Raw genomic sequence first — 15,688 nt, forward strand, 5'->3', positions numbered from 1 at the left:
CAATTCATGAATCAGTCACATGAATATCTTTCATGGCGCATCCTCTAGGCTCCGCTTCGCCGCGCTGCTCGTCCCAGCCAGAAGCCCTCTCTCGGAAATGGCGGCTCTATCTCTAGCCAAGCGGCTCCTAGAGAGTTATGACTAAAACAAGCTGAAACCTTGGAGTCCCCGTGCAACGTTGCCGTCGTGTCACTTTTGCTGCCATCTCGCTTGCTGCACTTGCCCTGACAGCTTGCCGAGGTAAGCGATGGGGGGAACAGATCGAAACGGCTGTTGCGCCGATCGCTCCATCCGAGCAAGAGTCCGATCGGGTCGATCCCAGCTCGGACATTCCCGATCGCGTTCCAGATGGAGAGACGCCCCCTCAGTTCGATCGCCGCTTTAGCGATGTGGACGAGTCCGATCTAGCTGCCCCCGCGATCGCCGCTCTCGATACTCTGGGGGTATTCGACTCGATTGAGGGCGATCGCTTCCAGCCCAGCCGCAGCGTTCGCCGCGAGGAATTTGCCCGCTGGCTGGTTTTGGCCAACAACCGGCTGTATGCCAACGACCCCACCCGCCAAATTCGCCTTCCGGCGGTCACCGAGACCCCTCTATTTTTGGATGTGCCAGAGGACCATCCCGAGTTTGTCTACATTCAAGCACTGGGTAATGCGGGGTTTGTGGATGGTGGTGCTGCGCGTGAATTCAAGCCCCGCAATCTCCTGTCTCGGGCGGACCTAATTGCTTTGAAAGCTCCACTGGATCTGCTGCCGATAGCGATTGAGGGCGATCGCGCCGCGCTGAATAGTACTTGGGGCTTTGCGGATGGGAATGAGATTCCCGAGGACGCGGTGGCGGCGATCGTCGCGGATTTTAGCCTCGATCGCGACTCCAATATCCGCCGCACGTACGGCATTATCCGCAGCTTCAATCCGCAAGCACCTGCGAGCCGAGCGGAAGCGGCGATCTCGTTATCCGAGTTTGGGCTGGGGGAAGACCGTCGCGAGGCGATCGCATTAGTCGAGTCGGGCGATCTCAGCTTCCCCACTCCAACCCCCACGCCCGAGGCTGACCCTTTTAGGGAAGAGGGGGACGAGCCTTTACCCTCTCCGACCTCCGAGCCGGAGGGGACAGCCGAGCCCATTGTCGAACCGTCTCCAGAGCCGAGTGCGGAGTCCAACGACTCTACTGGCGAATTTATTACTGATGAGTTTGAGGGGGATGACGTTATTACAGCCCCTTGAGTGAAGCGATCGTTTTGAATTCTGGTGGATTCACTCAATCCATTTGCTGAGAAACACGACTTCCCCCTGTATATCTTCGGCAGATTTGCTGCCGATTAGCTTCAGGACCCCGCGCAAGAGCTCGCCGATACTGTGCCGTTGTTGCAGGGCCAAAATAATTCCGGCATGAGACAAGCCTCGTTCTATGCAAACCGCGTGTAGTTGGTAAAAGTCTTTGATATTAAAGGTAAAAATGGCTCGCTCAACTAACGCTGTCTAGCCCTGAATTCGCCCCCTAAATTCCCCATTCTGGGGGACTTGAGCACAGTGCCAGTTAGGGTTGGGGGCCTGGGAAGACGATCGGAGATCGCGATGATTAGAGTTGTGGAACGAAGCCAATAACCTTTCGGAAGTCCCCCACTAGTGGAGGATTTAGGGGGCCGAGTGCAATGTCTGAAAACTCCAGGTCTCAACATAGATGAGGTTTAGAAGCATCTTACTCATTTGCGAAGTGGCTAAGCCTTGGGGTTTGGTGCGGCCAGTTTCCAATACTCGGCCTCTTCTTCTGCTAAGTCGGCCTCAATTTCGTCGCGATTGGCATGGTAGTAAGCTAAGGCTGCATAAACTTGGGCGAGGTTGATATGGCTTAGACGACTTGCAATTTCTTCTGCTCCTGCCCCTTGCTTGTAGAGAACCGCAATTCTCCGGACAGAAGTTTTCGTGCCTGCGAGCGTTGGGCGGCCGCTATTGATGTTGGGGGAGCGAATCACTAATGTGCCTATATCAGTAGCATGTGGCATTACCCAGACACCCATACCAAATTGTTCAATTTCAGCTTACCATCAGCGTCATAGAGGTCTTGGTTACTCGGGCGCGATGCTCTTGGGGTTCAATCGATCCCGCCCCAGCTAGCAGAAGCTGGTTGAACGCCGCCGAGCCATCCACTTTTGCAGCTCCAACGCCCAGAACGGGATAGTACTGACCGCAAAGGCGATCGCCAGATCTGCCAGCGGGAGAGACGCCGTCTCGAACAGCGTCTGCAACAACGGCAAGTAGATAGTCCCCAACTGCAGGCCAAACGTGAGCACCGCCACCCCCAACAGCGGCTGATTCGACATCAATCCGAGTTTAAATAACGAATCCGTATCGGACCGAATCGTCAGGGCCAAACCAATACGGGAAAACGCCAACGTGGTGAAAATTGCCGTCTGCCAGCGCACCAAATCCACTGACGGGTACTGACAAGCAAAGACCAGTAAAACCAACCCCAACAGCAGCCCGATCGCCACAATATCTCGTCCCAGACCGCCCGCAAAAATATTCTGCTTCGGATTGCGAGGGGGACGCCGCATTACCCCCTCCTCTCCAGGCTCTACCCCGATCGCCAGAGCCAACATGCCATCCGCAATTAAATTAATCCAGAGAATTTGCAAGGGATTGAGGGGTAGCGGCATACCCAAAAACGGAGCCAGCAGAATGAGCCAGATCTGACCCACATTGCCCGTCAGCGTGTACTTCAGAAACTTGCGAATATTGTCATAGATCGCCCGCCCATCCCGCACCGCAGCCACAATGGTGGCAAAATTGTCGTCCTGCAACACCACATCAGCCGCCTCCTTGGCCACATCCGTTCCCACAATCCCCATCGCCACCCCAATATCCGCCTTCTTCAGCGCAGGCGCATCGTTAATCCCATCCCCCGTCATGGCTACGATCTGTCCCCGCCGCTGCAAGGCCCGAATAATATCCAGCTTGTCCTCCGGCGACACTCGGGCAAACACCTGCACTGATTCGATCCGATCTTCCAGTTCTGCAGGAGACAGACCACTCAACTCCATCCCCGTCAAAAGACCGCCATCCTCAAGAATTTCCAACTCGCGGGCAATGTGGCGAGCTGTCTCGGGATGGTCCCCCGTAATCACGACCACTCGAATGCCTGCTTGCCGAGCGGTTTGCACTGCCTCCTTGGCTGCCGGTCGCAGCGGATCGCGCAGGCCGACCAAACCCAGCCAAGTAAAGTCCCGCTCCAAACTGCTCGGAGCGGCCTCGGTCAGGGGGGCCTCCCAACTGCGAACGGCGATCGCCAACACCCGCAATCCTTTGGCCGCCATGCGATCGTGACGGGTTTGAATCCGCTGCTGCCACTCCCCATCCAGCGGGACCTCGCGGCAATCGACCCAAACCCGAGTGCAAATTGCCAGCAGGCTGTCCAGTGCCCCCTTACTCACCGCCAGCGTCGCGGGCTTCCCCAGCAAGTGCATGGAATCCCACAGCGGCAGTTCTCCTGCCTCGGCGATCGAGACTTGGTGGAGAGTGGTCATGCGCTTGCGATCGGAATCGAACGGAACTTCGGCAACGCGCGGAAAAGCCCGCGCCAGATCGACCGTCTGCAAGCCCGCCTGTGCCGCCGCCACTACTAAAGCCGTCTCCGTCGGATCGCCAATTGCTTGACAGGCATCGGGGCACTCCCACTCGGAGCTCAAGACCGCGTCGTTGCACAAAGCGCCACTCAGGAGCAACAGCCCCAAGGCAGGTGGCTCGCTTGCCGCCAGGACAAGCTGCTGTCTATCGCCACACTGCAACCCATCCACCGGCTGGCCCGCCAGCTCGATCGCCGTGACTGTCATGCGATTTTCGGTCAGGGTGCCTGTTTTATCGGAACAGATCGCCGTCACAGAACCGAGGGTTTCGACCGCTGGCAGATTCCGCACCAGAGCATTGCGCTGCAACATCCGCTGGGCACCCAGCGCCAGAGAAATGGTCACCACAGCAGGCAACCCTTCCGGCACCGCCGCCACTGCCAAACTAATTGCCGTCAGCAGCATTAAATCGAGGGATTCCCCCCGCAGCAACCCCAACACCAGGATGGTGCCAGCCACTACGGCAGCCGCTAACCCCAGCGCTTTACCCAAATCCTCCAAGCGCCGCTGCAAAGGCGTAAGCTCGGTTTTAACCGTCTGAATCGAGCGAGCAATCCGACCCAGCTCCGTCTCCATGCCCGTTGCCGTCACCACGATCGCGCCGCGACCGTAGGTCACCGTCGTGCCCCGATAGAGCATATTGCAGCGATCGCCTAAAGCACGATCCTCCGCAAACACCACCTGCGCGTCTTTGTCCGCCGCCTCTGACTCGCCCGTGAGAGCAGACTCTTGCACCTTCAGAGCCGCAGTTTCCCAGAGGCGACCGTCCGCTGGCACCCTATTCCCCGCTTCCAGCAGCACGATATCCCCCGGCACTAAATCCCTCGCGCTCACCTCCCGCACCTGTCCGTCTCGGCGCACCTTCACGCTGGGAATTGCCAATCGTTTCAACGCCGCCATCGCCCGTTCGGCCCGATATTCCTGACGAAATCCCAAGTAGGCGTTCAGCACGACAATCGCCAAAATTGCCAGGGTATCGGTGAGATCCCCCACCACCGCCGAGATGGCTGCGGCAGCGAGCAATAGCAGCACCAGGGACGCAGTTATCTGCTCCCACACAATCCGCCAAGGCTGCTTGCGCTTCCCCTCAATCAGCTCGTTAGGTCCGTACCGCTCTTGGCGCCGTTCCACCTCCGCTGCGCTCAGGCCGCACTGGGTATCGGTCTGCAGCCCTTCAATTGCGGTTGGAATCTCGACGCGATGCCAACTGCTCACTATTTCCTCCTAAAGTGGGGCAGCCTACTGCGCGCGTGGCAGTGCCCCCCAGATTCTCACTCTAATTCAATCCCCTCGGGCGGTTAGAATGAGTCCGACACCTTTCTCCTGCAGTGATGGACTCGCGCACCAAATTCTACGGTTCTGTCTTGGCCATGTTAGCGCTCTCCAGCGTTGCCATCAGAGGTTTCCCCGCCAGCCATCGCCCCGCGCAAGAAATTGAAGACTCCTCCCCCCCTGCCGAAGAGGTTCTTCCATCCGAAGGCGAAACCCTGGCGACTTTCCAGCGCGATCGATCGCCAGAGAGAGAGGGTGCCTAAGCCGAGGGATCGCCCCCCCGACTCGGCTTCAGACACGGACGTGAATCTTTCGATTCATCCGGCTCCTCTCTAACTGGGCCATTGTCACCGGTACCAGTCATAGATAGATGTTTATGTTGCATGTGCCTGGTCGTGGCAGTGTTGATGCAACAAAGCCAAATTGTCGCGACGATTGTTGTCGCGATCGCCATCGAGATGATGCATCTCGATAGGCTCATTTGGAAAGAAATTCAGTCCACAAAAGCGACATCGACTCTCTTGAGAGATGTATGGGGTTCCTACGTTCCGATATCCGATAGTTGCTGTACTTAAGGCTCCACTCTAGACCGGGTTTATTGGGAGTAGCTACTGGTCACCGTTGTACGTGCCAGCCCCGTTATCCTTCACCTTTTGGTGGCGGTGTGTCAGCCTGATTTCACCGCTTAGGTCTGACGATCCGTCAGGCATGGATTCCTCTCGTACCCATATACAGCTTGCTAGACGGGATTCCAGATTGGGCTTCCAGTTACCGCCGTTTAACCCCGCTTCAGGCGTTGATGGCTAGTCGCAAACCTGGGGGCTACATCGCGTATAGAAAGCCTCGATCTTGTGTTGGGGTAGTAAGGACCTTGCAGGGTTTTGCGTCTATTCCTCGAGATTGCTGACTTCGCACTCAAGCGATTGGGCGAAGTCAATCACTCTCCGGCTGAGGCTGATATCGACGATATAAGATACATATCTTTACAATCAGCCATAGAGCTTGAAGAAGCTAGAGTCAGCTACAGGCTCTATATGTAGTGTTACTTTCTTGTGAAGGATCCTTGCCGTTCCCTGCTTGCATCTAAGAAGCTAACCGGAGATGGAAGCCACTCCACATTTTCATATAATAGATTCAGTGATTCACCCTATCACTGAATCTAGTTTTGGATATAATTTGCTGGTATCCAGCTCAGCAACTGTGGGTGGTCGTTTTGAGGGTCAAGTTCAAAAAGAAAAAGCTGGAGGAGCTGTATACCCAAGAGAAGAACGCTCACAAGTATCCAGGGGTCGTTGATGACTTCTTTGAAGTGATGAGTGCGATCGCCGCAGCAAAGGACGAGCGAGATCTTTATGCATTGAAGGGGTTTCACTTTGAAAAGCTTCAAGGGAAGCGCGGAAAAGAGGGGCAGCGTTCCATTCGGCTGAATAAGCAGTGGCGACTGATTGTCACGTTAGAAAACGACGAGGACGGTAGATTCGTTCTAGTCCTCGATATCGAGGACTACCACTGACTGCGGGAATCGGGGAGAGGCAAGCATATGAGTCAGACTTTAGTACCAGCAAGGGTTTCGTCTCCTGGGCGGATTCTGAGTCGCGAGTTGGATGCTCGGGGATGGACTCAGAAGGATTTGGCTGTGATTGTGGAGCGTCCTCCACAAACGATTAACGAGATTGTTAAGGGGAAGAAGCAGATCACTCCTGAGACGGCTATGGATTTGGCTGCGGCGTTGGGGACGTCTGCTGAGTTCTGGACAAATTTGGAGGCGAACTACCGTCTGCATCTGGCTCAAAAGGAGGCTGGACAATCCTCAGGGGATAGTTCGATTTCTCGCAGGGGGCGATTATATAGCCTTGCGCCCATACCTGAGATGGTTAAGCGAGGTTGGATTGAGGGTGCCGATTCCATTGACAAGTTGGAGAAGGCGGTTTGTGATTTTTTTGGTGTTGTTCGGATTGAGGAGGCAGTTCAGCTTGCTGTGAACTGCAGACAGTCTGAAGTGTTTGAGGCGGAGGGCCGCGCGCAGATTGCATGGGTGAAGCGGGTTGAGAACTTGGTTAGGAATCGCGAGGTGGCTGTTTTTGACCGTGCAAAACTGCGGGATGCGATTCCCGATCTGCTTGAGTATGCGCGTAAAGCTGAGGATGTGGCGTTGGTGCCGCAAAAGCTTGCCAGTTTGGGGGTGCATTTTGCGATCGTGCCTCATTTGCAAAAGACTTATTTGGATGGTGCTGCCTTCTATGTGGAAGGAACGCCGGTGGTTGCACTGACTCTAAGGCACAAGCGGATCGATAATTTTTGGTTCACGCTCATGCACGAGCTAGGGCATATTGTGGCCGGACACAAAGGTAGCTATCTGGACAACATGGAAAATCTAGCCGTGACGGAGGAGGAGGCAGAGGCGAATCAGCTTGCGGCTGACTGGTTACTGGAGCCACAGGATTTGTCTGAGTTTGTGGCAGAGACCTCACCCTATTTCTCTACAAAGAAGGTGCAGCAATTCTCAATATCCCAGAATCGACATCCTGGTATTTTAGCAGGTCGCCTCCACCGCGAGGAGTTGATTCCTTACAAGAATCATCGGAAGTTTTTGGTCAAAGTAGATCGGTATCTAGAAGGCTGGATCGCGCAGTAAATATGGAGCTGGAAGCGGAACAGATTACTGTACTAGATGTATCTTAAACTACGCGAGTAAAATACCCTAGCTATATTGTCACTATAGTAGCTAATACTATAAGTATACTGAAAAATATTTTTCAGTATACTTATAGTATCGAAAATCTAGAGTATTATATTATCAATGTATTATGAGACACACTTAGCATAATAATTTGTTCCGCTTTCACCCGGCATTGAACCACGCCAAAAAAAGGGGCCGATTGCTCGGCCCAATGTAAAGAGGAACAAAGACAGGATTGAAAGCCACGCCAGCGCTAGCTGTGAACCATCAAACGCACATTGGCATTTTGTAGGCCGGGGCGCTTTGCTTCTGTCAAAGTTTTATTGACCGCATACTTTTGATTGATGGAATTGATCAGCTCGGTCTGATTGTGCTTCTTCGCCACACCCCAGAGGTCGGCAATCAGATCGAAGGAGCCATCGGGGTTGCGAGACCAGCCCAAATCGTACTCCCCTTCCAATTGAGCCACAATGTCAGCCCGAACCCGCTGGCCGTTGTAGCCGCGAACATCCGCCTGGTTGTGAACGGTCAAGCCTATGTCGCGCAAGGATTGCTGGAGAATTTCAGCATCGGAAATCTTGGTACGCAGAGTGCTAAAGTGAGACATGGGTTTCTCCTTGATAGGTAGTAAAAATGAATGGAACGAATGGAAACATGCAGAAGTAGAGCGCTGCAAAGTTAACTGGGTTCTGTCTGTTTAGACCTCCTGGAGAGCGTAACTAGAACTCCAGCCGCTGGTACTCGGCTACAGATGATGCTGCTGGCCGAGCCCGCTGCTGGGCCCATTCCCTCAAAGCTGCCACCTGCTCCATCATGGTGCGAGACAGCGGTTGAGTTGCTTTGATCGCAGCTAAGATGTCCAGCTGACCCGGTTCCCGGTGCTGGGCAAACGATTCGTACATCGCTGCGATTAAACCTTGTTCGATTTCCGCGCCTGAAAATCCGTCACTGGCGCTGGCAAGCTGTTCAAAATCAAATCGATCGATCTCTTTGCGGCGCTTGGATAGGTGAATCCGAAAGATTTCTACCCGCTCTTGTTCCGTCGGCAGATCCACAAAGAAAATCTCGTCGAATCGACCTTTGCGCAAAAACTCTCCCGGCAGGCGATCGACTCGGTTTGCCGTTGCCATCACAAACACTGGAGACTTTTTCTCCTGCATCCAGGTCAAGAACGAGCCAAAGATGCGGCTGGAGGTACCGCCATCTGAATCGCTCGACCCCGATGCGCCCCCAAAGGCTTTGTCCAATTCATCCACAAACAGAATCGCGGGAGAAATCGATTCCGCTGTTTTGAGGGCACTGCGCAGGTTCGCTTCAGACTTACCCACCAGCGAGCCGTCATAGACGCGGCCCATATCCAAGCGCAACAGGGGCAGGCCCCACAGACGCGAGGTGGTTTTCGCAATTAAAGACTTGCCGCACCCCGGCACCCCCAAAATCAACATGCCTTTGGGCTGGGGCAGACCATACTCGCGGGCGCGCTCGGTAAAGGCATCGGTGCGGTTGCGCAACCATCGCTTGAGCTCCTCCAACCCCCCCACCGAGTCGATGGTTTCATCCTCTTCGATGTATTCCAGAATGCCGTTGCGGCGGATGAGCTGCTTTTTCTCGGACAGGACGATCTCCACTTCGCTCTCGGTCAAACGACCGCTAACCACCCTGGCCCGCCGATAGACCTTCTCGGCTTCGTCCACCGTCAGCCCCAATGTGGCTTTGACCAGTTTTTCGCGCTCGTCGGGGGTGCAGCGATTGTGACGGGGCAATTTCTCCAACTGGAGATCGAGCACCCCCTCCAAGATGGCCATATCGGGCAGGGCAAAATCGACGATCGCCACATCCTTTTCCAATTCCACCGGAATGTTTTGGATGGGGGACATCAGCACGATGGTCTTGTAGGTATTGCGGAAGCTGGCGATCGCATCCCGCAACCAGCGTTTGACCTCAGTGGAATCGAGAAATTCGTGCAGATCCTTAAAGATATACAGCCCCGCATCCTTTTGTTCCATCACCCACTGAATCGCCGGTTGGGGAGATTGAGTATTGTGCTGGGTCAACATGCGAGGCTGGCCGTATTCCACGATGCCGTGGGTCACGGTCCAGATAAAGACCTTGCGCTCGGGCTCCTGTTTGGCCACCTGGGCGATCGCAGTCTCTGCCCGCTCTTCCTCGGGGGTCACGAGGTAGATCAGTGGATATTGGGCTTGTGTGAGAACTTCTAGCTCTCGCATGACAATTCACCCAATTTGCAACAATCGATCTGTGGCACTAACAATTAGTACCTACTGGACCCGGCCAAAACATTTCACTTACGAGCAGGTCGCGACCAAATCGGGATGACCGCCATCTGCAGAAACTTCAGACGCTTGCAGGCGTATGGCCCGCTCGACATCGGTTTCCTCTGGCAAGATAGATGCACTGGGCAGGAGCTGAGGACTGCCTTCCCGCATGACGAAGGACACTTCGCAAGCAGGGCAGGCATGAACTTGATACGCTTCCCCCATCTGACCCTCAACCGTTTCGGGGTGGGTCAGATAGAAGCTCAGCGCTTTTTCCATCACCGCAGACATTGACTCGCATTCCACCGCTGCCTGAATTTTGGCTTTGCGATGTACCTCAGGAGACAGGTAAAGCGTCACCTTTTGTTTCGAGCCTGTCAGCTTTCGCTCGGACATAACCAGCTAACTTTGATTCTTACGTATCTGAATGCAGCCATCCTAATGGAGACAGCCAGCATGACGGCATTTTCTTAACACTTCGCAATGATTCGCCCTGCAAACTGATGCGCTAGAGTGAGTGAACGTGACCCCATCAGCACAGGAGTAGCAAGCATGGACGTGCCCCAGCGCGGACTTCCAGTCACCATCGTGACGGGCTTTTTGGGGAGTGGCAAGACAACGCTGCTCAATCATATTTTGTCGAACCAGACCGGTATGCGGACGGCCGTGCTGGTGAATGAGTTTGGCGAGATTGGGATTGATTCAGAGCTGATCGTCTCCACAGAAGAAGACATGGTGGAGTTGAATAATGGCTGCATGTGTTGCACGGTGCGCGGAGATATTGCCGAGAGCGTGCTGCGGTTGATGGAGCGTTCTGACGCCAATGACAAGCCGATCGACTATTTGGTGGTGGAGACAACGGGATTGGCCGATCCGCTGCCGGTGGCGCTCACCTTTCTCGGATCGGAACTGCGGGATCTGACTCGTCTCGACTCGATTGTGACGGTGGTGGATGCCAGCAACTTTGCTCCCGATTTATTTGAAAGCGAAGTGGCCCACAGCCAGATTGCCTATGGGGATGTGGTGGTGCTCAACAAAACTGACCTCGTGGATGAGGACGAGCTGAAGAAGTTGGAAAAGCGGATTCGGGTGCTCAAGACTGAAGCGCACATTCTCAAGACGGTGAATAGTCAGGTGCCTTTGGAATTGCTGCTAGACACGGATTTGTTTAAGTCTGAGGCGTTCGTGGAAGAAGAGCACGACCATCACGGGCACGACCATCACGGGCACGACCATCACGGGCACGACCATCACGACCATTCGCACCATTTAGAAGAAGACGGGTTTAACTCGGTGTCGTTTGAAGCCGATCGCCCCTTCAATCTCGATCGTTTCCAGAAATTTCTCAATAACCTGCCGGATGGGGTCTTTCGAGCCAAGGGGATGCTGTGGTTTGACGAAAGCCCCGATCGCCACATCTTCCATCTGTGCGGCAATCGCTACACCATCAATAGCGAAGATTGGCCCGAGAACAGTACGCCGAAGAATCAGATGGTTCTGATCGGCCAACATCTCAAAACTAAACCCCTGTTGAAGCAATTAGAAAATTGCGTTCAGCCATCGGCAGCAGCGAACAAAGGGTTCGGTAAGGGACTTGCCAGTTAATAATGTGCCGACTGGGTCACGCAATGCTTTGGAGGTGCTTTACCCGAGCGATGTTCTATTTGGGCGCAAGCCCATAGGCGATCGCCAATTTGTCTTGCCATTTAGCAGGCAGTCAGCGAATCTGGGACGAGAATCCAAGCTTTTGGTCTCTGCCCGATGAGTCGAAATGAGTACGACATCAACCTGCGCAGCTTGGTCGGAGATTACAGCCAAGACTTTCTTCAGTGGCTCTTAGACGATACGGTTCGGGTAGAGGAAATCGTCAATCCAGTGTTTACTTCTCGCGAACGGCGAGCAGATTTTGTCGCGCGCGACGATTTTAGCCAGCGATCGCCCCGGCTTGCTTCCCTTGGTCCCTCTGATGGGACCGCCGAATAATCTGAAGGAGCGGCTTGAAGCTTGTGAAGCAGCCATTTCCGAGCGAGTAGAATTAAAGTCGAGGCAACAGGATTTGCTTGCGGTGGCAGTGCTGTTGAGTTCGCTCCAGCCGACAGGGCAGGATGCTATCGAAGAATTCCTCAGGAGCAGAAAAATGTTGGATTTGATGGAGTCCCCCCTATTGAAGGATTGGCTGAGCGAAGCTGAGGCTAGAGGCAAAGCTGAAGGCAAAGCTGAAGAGGGGCAGCGAATGCTCGCCCGACTCCTGTCCCGTCAGTTTGGACCTCTCCCTCAAGCCGTCGCGAGCTCGCTACAGGCGATCGCCGCTCCAGAGCGACTGGAGGAACTTGTAGATGCTGCTTTGGAAGCAACTAGCCTAGAAGATTTTCAGCAGAACCTCTAACATCTTGTGCCCAACGGGGAGGTCAGTCACTGGCTGGAATCTGCCGATCTGGGTGAGGCTCCGGCTTGCTTTCGGATGGGCGATCGCCTCCAGCCAGCAGAATCGGTTTGGATCGGTTGCACTCCCGGGCCACGCGCACTAGAAATCCGGCGGCGATCGCGCTGGCCAAAATGGAACTGCCGCCATAACTAAACAGGGGCAGGGTAATGCCTGTGGTAGGTAGCAAACCGGAGGCCACGCCTATATTGAGCAGGGCTTGACCCACCAATAGGCTGAGACAGCCGTAGGCCACCAGTCGCAGGCGGATATCTCGACAGCGGGCGGCCACCCGCAAAGCGATCGCACTAAAGACAGCTAGTAAAGCTAAAAAGCCTAGCGTACCAATCAATCCGAGCTCCTCAGCGTAGACTGAAAAAATAAAGTCGGTGTGCTGAATCGGTAAGTAAAACAGCTTTTGCCGAGATAGACCGAATCCCTCTCCCCACAGCCCGCCAGAGCCAATGGCCTGCAAACTCTGGATCAGCTGATAGCTCTCTTCTCGGGCTGCGTCTGTACCATTCAACAAGTAGGCGAGTAGCCCTTTAATGCGATCGAGCTGGTACCTCTTGGTGAGAATGCTGAGGGTCGCTGCTCCCAGCCCCAACACCAACGCCTTCCAAAGGGTGGCAAACGATAACCCCGCCACCACAGCCATCAGCCACACTGTGACGCCGCAGATGGCCGTCGTGCCCAAATCCGGTTGAGCCAGCACTGCCCCGAGCCCGATGGCAAATAGCACAATCCAAACAGCACGATACCAGGCAGGCGATCGGTACCAGCGGCCCAAGACGACACTGGCCTGCAACACCAGCACGGGCTTGAGAAATTCTGCGGGTTGGACGGCAATCCCCAAGTCCAGCCAACGCTTGGCGGCATTGCGGGTTTCCCCCAAGCCGGGAATGTGGGTGGCAAGCACCAGCGCTAAGGCGAGCAGATAGAGCAGGCCGCCAAGCTTGAGCCAACGCTGCATGGGATAGCGCGCGATAAAGGCGAAACAGCCCAACCCCACGGCTACAAATACCAATTGGCGTTTGACTAGATACAGGCCATCTCCGTAGAGATATTGAGACAGAGGTAATGAAGCCGAGGTCAAAACCAAGAGCCCGAAGCCAAGCCAGGTCAGGACGAGATAGTGCAGCCAGCGCGCTTCAGCCGACCAGGCGATCGCAGCACTGTTTGAAGTGCTCGCCTCGGCGCGCGAAGTTGGGGTACTGGTCGAAGCTGGCACAGGCGGGGGAAAGGAGAACGGTGACAAGTGGCGATCGGGGCTTGCCCTGAGAAGGCATCTCTAGGGCATTTGCTATCGCTCGGGCGCGATCGAACGCTAGGGGTACGGCTTCTGCAAGAGTTTCCACAATTTGAAAGTCAGTATATCCAACATCTGCGAGGCGGGCCGCAAAGGGCTCGGCGGCTTCTCCGATCAGGATGACTGCGGCCACTTTGGCTTGAATGGCTCGCAACCAGGCCCGATCGTCCCCCGTTTTGGGTTGACCGCCAGCAATCAGCACCACGGGAGCGGCAACGGCGGCTAAGCCGACCTCGGCAGCGTCGTAATTGGTGGCCTTGCTGTCGTTGACAAATTGGATGGAGTCGATCGCCCGCACCAATTCCAGTCGGTGGGGTAAACCGGGAAAGGTTCGAATCGCCTCTCGAATGCGATCGCTCGGCACTCCCGCTCGACAGGCAGCCGCGATCGCCATGAGCAAATTCTGGCGGTTGTGGTCGCCTAACAGGTGGAACTCGGACAGGGGCAAAATAGGCTCTTTCTGCCACCAAACCCAGGCTTTGCCTGTCGCATCTACACAGATACGGGCGTCGCCGAAGCCACTGTTGCAGGAGGTCCAGAGGGCTTGGGGCCATTGCGATCGCTGGGAGTGCAGGTAGGAATCGTCGTCGTTGAGAATGGCGGTTTTGGCTCGACGGATTAAGGAGGCTTTGATGTCGATGTAACGCTCGAGCGTGCGGTGGCGGGCCAAGTGATCGGGGGTGAGGGTGGTCCAAATGGCGATGTCGGGGGCCAGGGTGGAAGAAGCTTCCACTTGGTAACTACTCAGCTCTGCCACAATCCAATCGGGGTAGGTTTGGCTGGTGAGGGCATCAAAAGCCACTTGGCAGAGGGGCAGGCCAATATTGCCACAGGCGGGGGCATGCCATCCCGCAGCTTTGAAGATGGCTTCGACGAGGGCAGTGGTCGTGGTTTTGCCGTTGGTGCCGGTGATGCCTATCCAAGGCACCTGCTGGAGCGATCGCCAGGCTAATTCTGCTTCTCCCAGTGTTTCCACCCCGCGCGCGCGGGCCTCGACGAGGACGGGAAGATGCCAATCGATGCCGGGACTGATCGCCACCTGTTGAGTCTCGGGCCAGACCTCAAACGGGCGATCGATCGAGACCGCTATGCCTGCCTGCTCCAGTTTCTCTTTATGCTGTTGCACAGTGGGGTTATTGCGTTCGTCACAGACGATAACCTGAGAGTGTTGGAGCGAGAGCAGTTGCGCCGCTGCCAATCCTGACGCCCCCAGCCCAAACACTTGCACCTGACCGATCAATGTCGTTCGCTCCCCATCCACACTGCAGTCCCATCAGGCTATCGCCTTTTTTCCCCCCGACCAACCCTCGTTACTGCCATCTATTCATGCCCAGTGCCGCTTGCCCCCAGCCCAAACCGTCTAAATCGGAACTGCGTCGCTATTACCGTTCCCTCAGAGGGTCACTCGATATCGCTAACTCGAGTCAGCAGATCTGCGATCGCCTGCTCCACTGGCCCCCGGCCCGCCAAGCGAAGGTCATTTTGGCCTACTGGGCCGCCCATTCAGAGGTGGACTTGCGAGAGCTGATGCGGGCTTGGCCTGACAAAACCTGGGGGTTGCCTCGCACCCTGCCCGAAGGTCGGATGGCTTGGCATCGGTACGACCCTGCGGGCGACGGCTTGGTGCCCGCTCGGTTTGGTTTGATGGAGCCCTCCCCAACGGCTACACCGATTGATGGCGATCGCGTCGATCTCGTGCTAGTGCCTGCCCTAGCTTGCGATCGCTGGGGCATCCGGTTGGGATACGGCGGTGGCTATTACGATCGCTGCTTGAGCGTTCCTCCTTTCAACCGCTGTCTGACGGTGGGGATTGTGCCCCGTATTTGTTATGTTGGCGAGCCCCTGCCGCGAGATAACTGGGATGTGGAGTTGGGGGCGATCGCGACTGAGGAGGGGATCGATTGTGTGTGGGGCGATTTTGAGGGAAAAGATCCTGCCAGTAAGATTTGAGTGCGATCTGCCAACAGATCGCCCGACTCCGGTATCCTCAAGCCGCTAAAATGCGGATGAACTGGGGAAAGTCTCGCGATGACCCCCCCCCCGGATAGCTAGACTCGACTAGCTAGACTCGACTAGCTAGACTCGACTAGCTCAGATCCTGCTA

At 55.4% G+C, this 15,688-nt stretch carries 16 protein-coding genes; 8 read left to right on the forward strand and 8 right to left on the reverse strand.

Features of this window, described 5'->3' with window-relative positions; all coding sequences use genetic code 11:
- Positions 1–170: 170 nt before the first annotated feature.
- Entirely contained in the window at positions 171–1,226 is a 1,056-nt protein-coding gene (locus SYN7336_RS28300; protein ID WP_017327587.1) for an S-layer homology domain-containing protein, read from the forward strand.
- 494 nt (positions 1,227–1,720) lie between these two features.
- Here SYN7336_RS28300 and SYN7336_RS19335 read toward each other — a convergent pair whose 3' ends face one another.
- Entirely contained in the window at positions 1,721–2,005 is a 285-nt protein-coding gene (locus tag SYN7336_RS19335; protein WP_017327589.1) for a DUF433 domain-containing protein, read from the reverse strand.
- Between the two features lie 108 nt (positions 2,006–2,113).
- Positions 2,114–4,840, reverse strand: a complete 2,727-nt coding sequence (locus SYN7336_RS19340; protein WP_017327590.1) for a cation-translocating P-type ATPase — start codon at positions 4,838–4,840, stop codon at positions 2,114–2,116.
- A gap of 116 nt (positions 4,841–4,956) precedes the next feature.
- Between SYN7336_RS19340 and SYN7336_RS31225 the strand changes: the two genes are divergently transcribed.
- Positions 4,957–5,160: a hypothetical protein gene (locus SYN7336_RS31225; RefSeq protein ID WP_017327591.1), complete on the forward strand. Its 204-nt coding sequence runs from the start codon at positions 4,957–4,959 to the stop codon at positions 5,158–5,160.
- 111 nt (positions 5,161–5,271) lie between these two features.
- Here SYN7336_RS31225 and SYN7336_RS33105 read toward each other — a convergent pair whose 3' ends face one another.
- Positions 5,272–5,457, reverse strand: coding sequence for an HNH endonuclease signature motif containing protein (locus tag SYN7336_RS33105; RefSeq protein WP_156820408.1), 186 nt, complete (start codon positions 5,455–5,457; stop codon positions 5,272–5,274).
- Positions 5,458–6,062: 605 nt separating this feature from the next.
- On the opposite strand from SYN7336_RS33105, the gene SYN7336_RS19360 reads away from it, so the two are divergent.
- Both SYN7336_RS19360 and SYN7336_RS19365 read left to right on the forward strand, forming a co-directional pair.
- Positions 6,063–6,410, forward strand: coding sequence for a type II toxin-antitoxin system RelE/ParE family toxin (locus tag SYN7336_RS19360; RefSeq protein ID WP_017327594.1), 348 nt, complete (start codon positions 6,063–6,065; stop codon positions 6,408–6,410).
- A 27-nt stretch (positions 6,411–6,437) separates the two neighbouring features.
- Positions 6,438–7,532, forward strand: a complete 1,095-nt coding sequence (locus SYN7336_RS19365) for a HigA family addiction module antitoxin (protein ID WP_017327595.1) — start codon at positions 6,438–6,440, stop codon at positions 7,530–7,532.
- A 298-nt stretch (positions 7,533–7,830) separates the two neighbouring features.
- Here SYN7336_RS19365 and SYN7336_RS19370 read toward each other — a convergent pair whose 3' ends face one another.
- The 3 genes from SYN7336_RS19370 to SYN7336_RS19380 form a co-directional block, all read right to left on the reverse strand.
- Positions 7,831–8,184: a DUF1257 domain-containing protein gene (locus SYN7336_RS19370; RefSeq protein WP_017327596.1), complete on the reverse strand. Its 354-nt coding sequence runs from the start codon at positions 8,182–8,184 to the stop codon at positions 7,831–7,833.
- Positions 8,185–8,296: 112 nt separating this feature from the next.
- Positions 8,297–9,805, reverse strand: coding sequence for an AAA family ATPase (locus SYN7336_RS19375; RefSeq protein WP_017327597.1), 1,509 nt, complete (start codon positions 9,803–9,805; stop codon positions 8,297–8,299).
- Positions 9,806–9,883: 78 nt separating this feature from the next.
- Positions 9,884–10,249, reverse strand: coding sequence for a hypothetical protein (locus tag SYN7336_RS19380; RefSeq protein WP_017327598.1), 366 nt, complete (start codon positions 10,247–10,249; stop codon positions 9,884–9,886).
- Positions 10,250–10,405: 156 nt separating this feature from the next.
- On the opposite strand from SYN7336_RS19380, the gene SYN7336_RS19385 reads away from it, so the two are divergent.
- The 3 genes from SYN7336_RS19385 (at position 10,406) to SYN7336_RS19395 (ending at position 12,239) form a co-directional block, all read left to right on the forward strand.
- Positions 10,406–11,458 (forward strand): GTP-binding protein, encoded by a 1,053-nt coding sequence (locus tag SYN7336_RS19385; protein WP_017327599.1) that lies wholly within the window; start codon positions 10,406–10,408, stop codon positions 11,456–11,458.
- Positions 11,459–11,614: 156 nt separating this feature from the next.
- Positions 11,615–11,836 carry a hypothetical protein gene (locus SYN7336_RS32455; protein WP_017327600.1) on the forward strand — a complete coding sequence of 74 codons (222 nt, stop codon included), beginning with the start codon at positions 11,615–11,617 and terminating at the stop codon, positions 11,834–11,836.
- On the forward strand, positions 11,820–12,239 hold the full coding sequence (locus SYN7336_RS19395; RefSeq protein WP_017327601.1) for a DUF4351 domain-containing protein: 420 nt from the start codon (positions 11,820–11,822) through the stop codon (positions 12,237–12,239). Before SYN7336_RS32455 ends, SYN7336_RS19395 begins: the two co-directional genes overlap by 17 nt.
- Positions 12,240–12,261: 22 nt before the next feature.
- On the opposite strand, the gene SYN7336_RS19400 is transcribed toward SYN7336_RS19395, so the two are convergent.
- Together SYN7336_RS19400 and murD are read right to left on the reverse strand one after the other, a co-directional pair.
- Positions 12,262–13,506 (reverse strand): FtsW/RodA/SpoVE family cell cycle protein, encoded by a 1,245-nt coding sequence (locus SYN7336_RS19400; RefSeq protein ID WP_017327602.1) that lies wholly within the window; start codon positions 13,504–13,506, stop codon positions 12,262–12,264.
- Positions 13,427–14,821 carry a UDP-N-acetylmuramoyl-L-alanine--D-glutamate ligase gene (gene murD / locus SYN7336_RS19405; protein ID WP_026101158.1) on the reverse strand — a complete coding sequence of 465 codons (1,395 nt, stop codon included), beginning with the start codon at positions 14,819–14,821 and terminating at the stop codon, positions 13,427–13,429. Before murD ends, SYN7336_RS19400 begins: the two co-directional genes overlap by 80 nt.
- Positions 14,822–14,910: 89 nt before the next feature.
- Here murD and SYN7336_RS26850 point away from each other — a divergent pair, with 89 nt between their 5' ends.
- Positions 14,911–15,534, forward strand: coding sequence for a 5-formyltetrahydrofolate cyclo-ligase (locus SYN7336_RS26850; protein ID WP_017327604.1), 624 nt, complete (start codon positions 14,911–14,913; stop codon positions 15,532–15,534).
- Positions 15,535–15,688 lie beyond the last annotated feature (154 nt).

The organism is Synechococcus sp. PCC 7336 (genome assembly GCF_000332275.1).
In the GTDB taxonomy this organism is placed as follows: domain Bacteria; phylum Cyanobacteriota; class Cyanobacteriia; order Thermostichales; family PCC-7336; genus PCC-7336.

Bases quoted from the DNA above. Each gene is read 5' to 3' on its own strand.
- SYN7336_RS19335 (WP_017327589.1), bottom strand. From the start codon at position 2,005: ATGCCACATGCTACTGATATAGGCACATTAGTGATTCGCTCCCCCAAC.
- SYN7336_RS31225 (WP_017327591.1), top strand. From the start codon at position 4,957: ATGGACTCGCGCACCAAATTCTACGGTTCTGTCTTGGCCATGTTAGCG.
- SYN7336_RS19365 (WP_017327595.1), top strand. From the start codon at position 6,438: ATGAGTCAGACTTTAGTACCAGCAAGGGTTTCGTCTCCTGGGCGGATT.
- SYN7336_RS19370 (WP_017327596.1), bottom strand. From the start codon at position 8,184: ATGTCTCACTTTAGCACTCTGCGTACCAAGATTTCCGATGCTGAAATT.
- SYN7336_RS19375 (WP_017327597.1), bottom strand. From the start codon at position 9,805: ATGCGAGAGCTAGAAGTTCTCACACAAGCCCAATATCCACTGATCTAC.
- SYN7336_RS19380 (WP_017327598.1), bottom strand. From the start codon at position 10,249: ATGTCCGAGCGAAAGCTGACAGGCTCGAAACAAAAGGTGACGCTTTAC.
- SYN7336_RS19385 (WP_017327599.1), top strand. From the start codon at position 10,406: ATGGACGTGCCCCAGCGCGGACTTCCAGTCACCATCGTGACGGGCTTT.
- SYN7336_RS32455 (WP_017327600.1), top strand. From the start codon at position 11,615: ATGAGTCGAAATGAGTACGACATCAACCTGCGCAGCTTGGTCGGAGAT.
- SYN7336_RS19395 (WP_017327601.1), top strand. From the start codon at position 11,820: ATGGGACCGCCGAATAATCTGAAGGAGCGGCTTGAAGCTTGTGAAGCA.
- SYN7336_RS26850 (WP_017327604.1), top strand. From the start codon at position 14,911: ATGCCCAGTGCCGCTTGCCCCCAGCCCAAACCGTCTAAATCGGAACTG.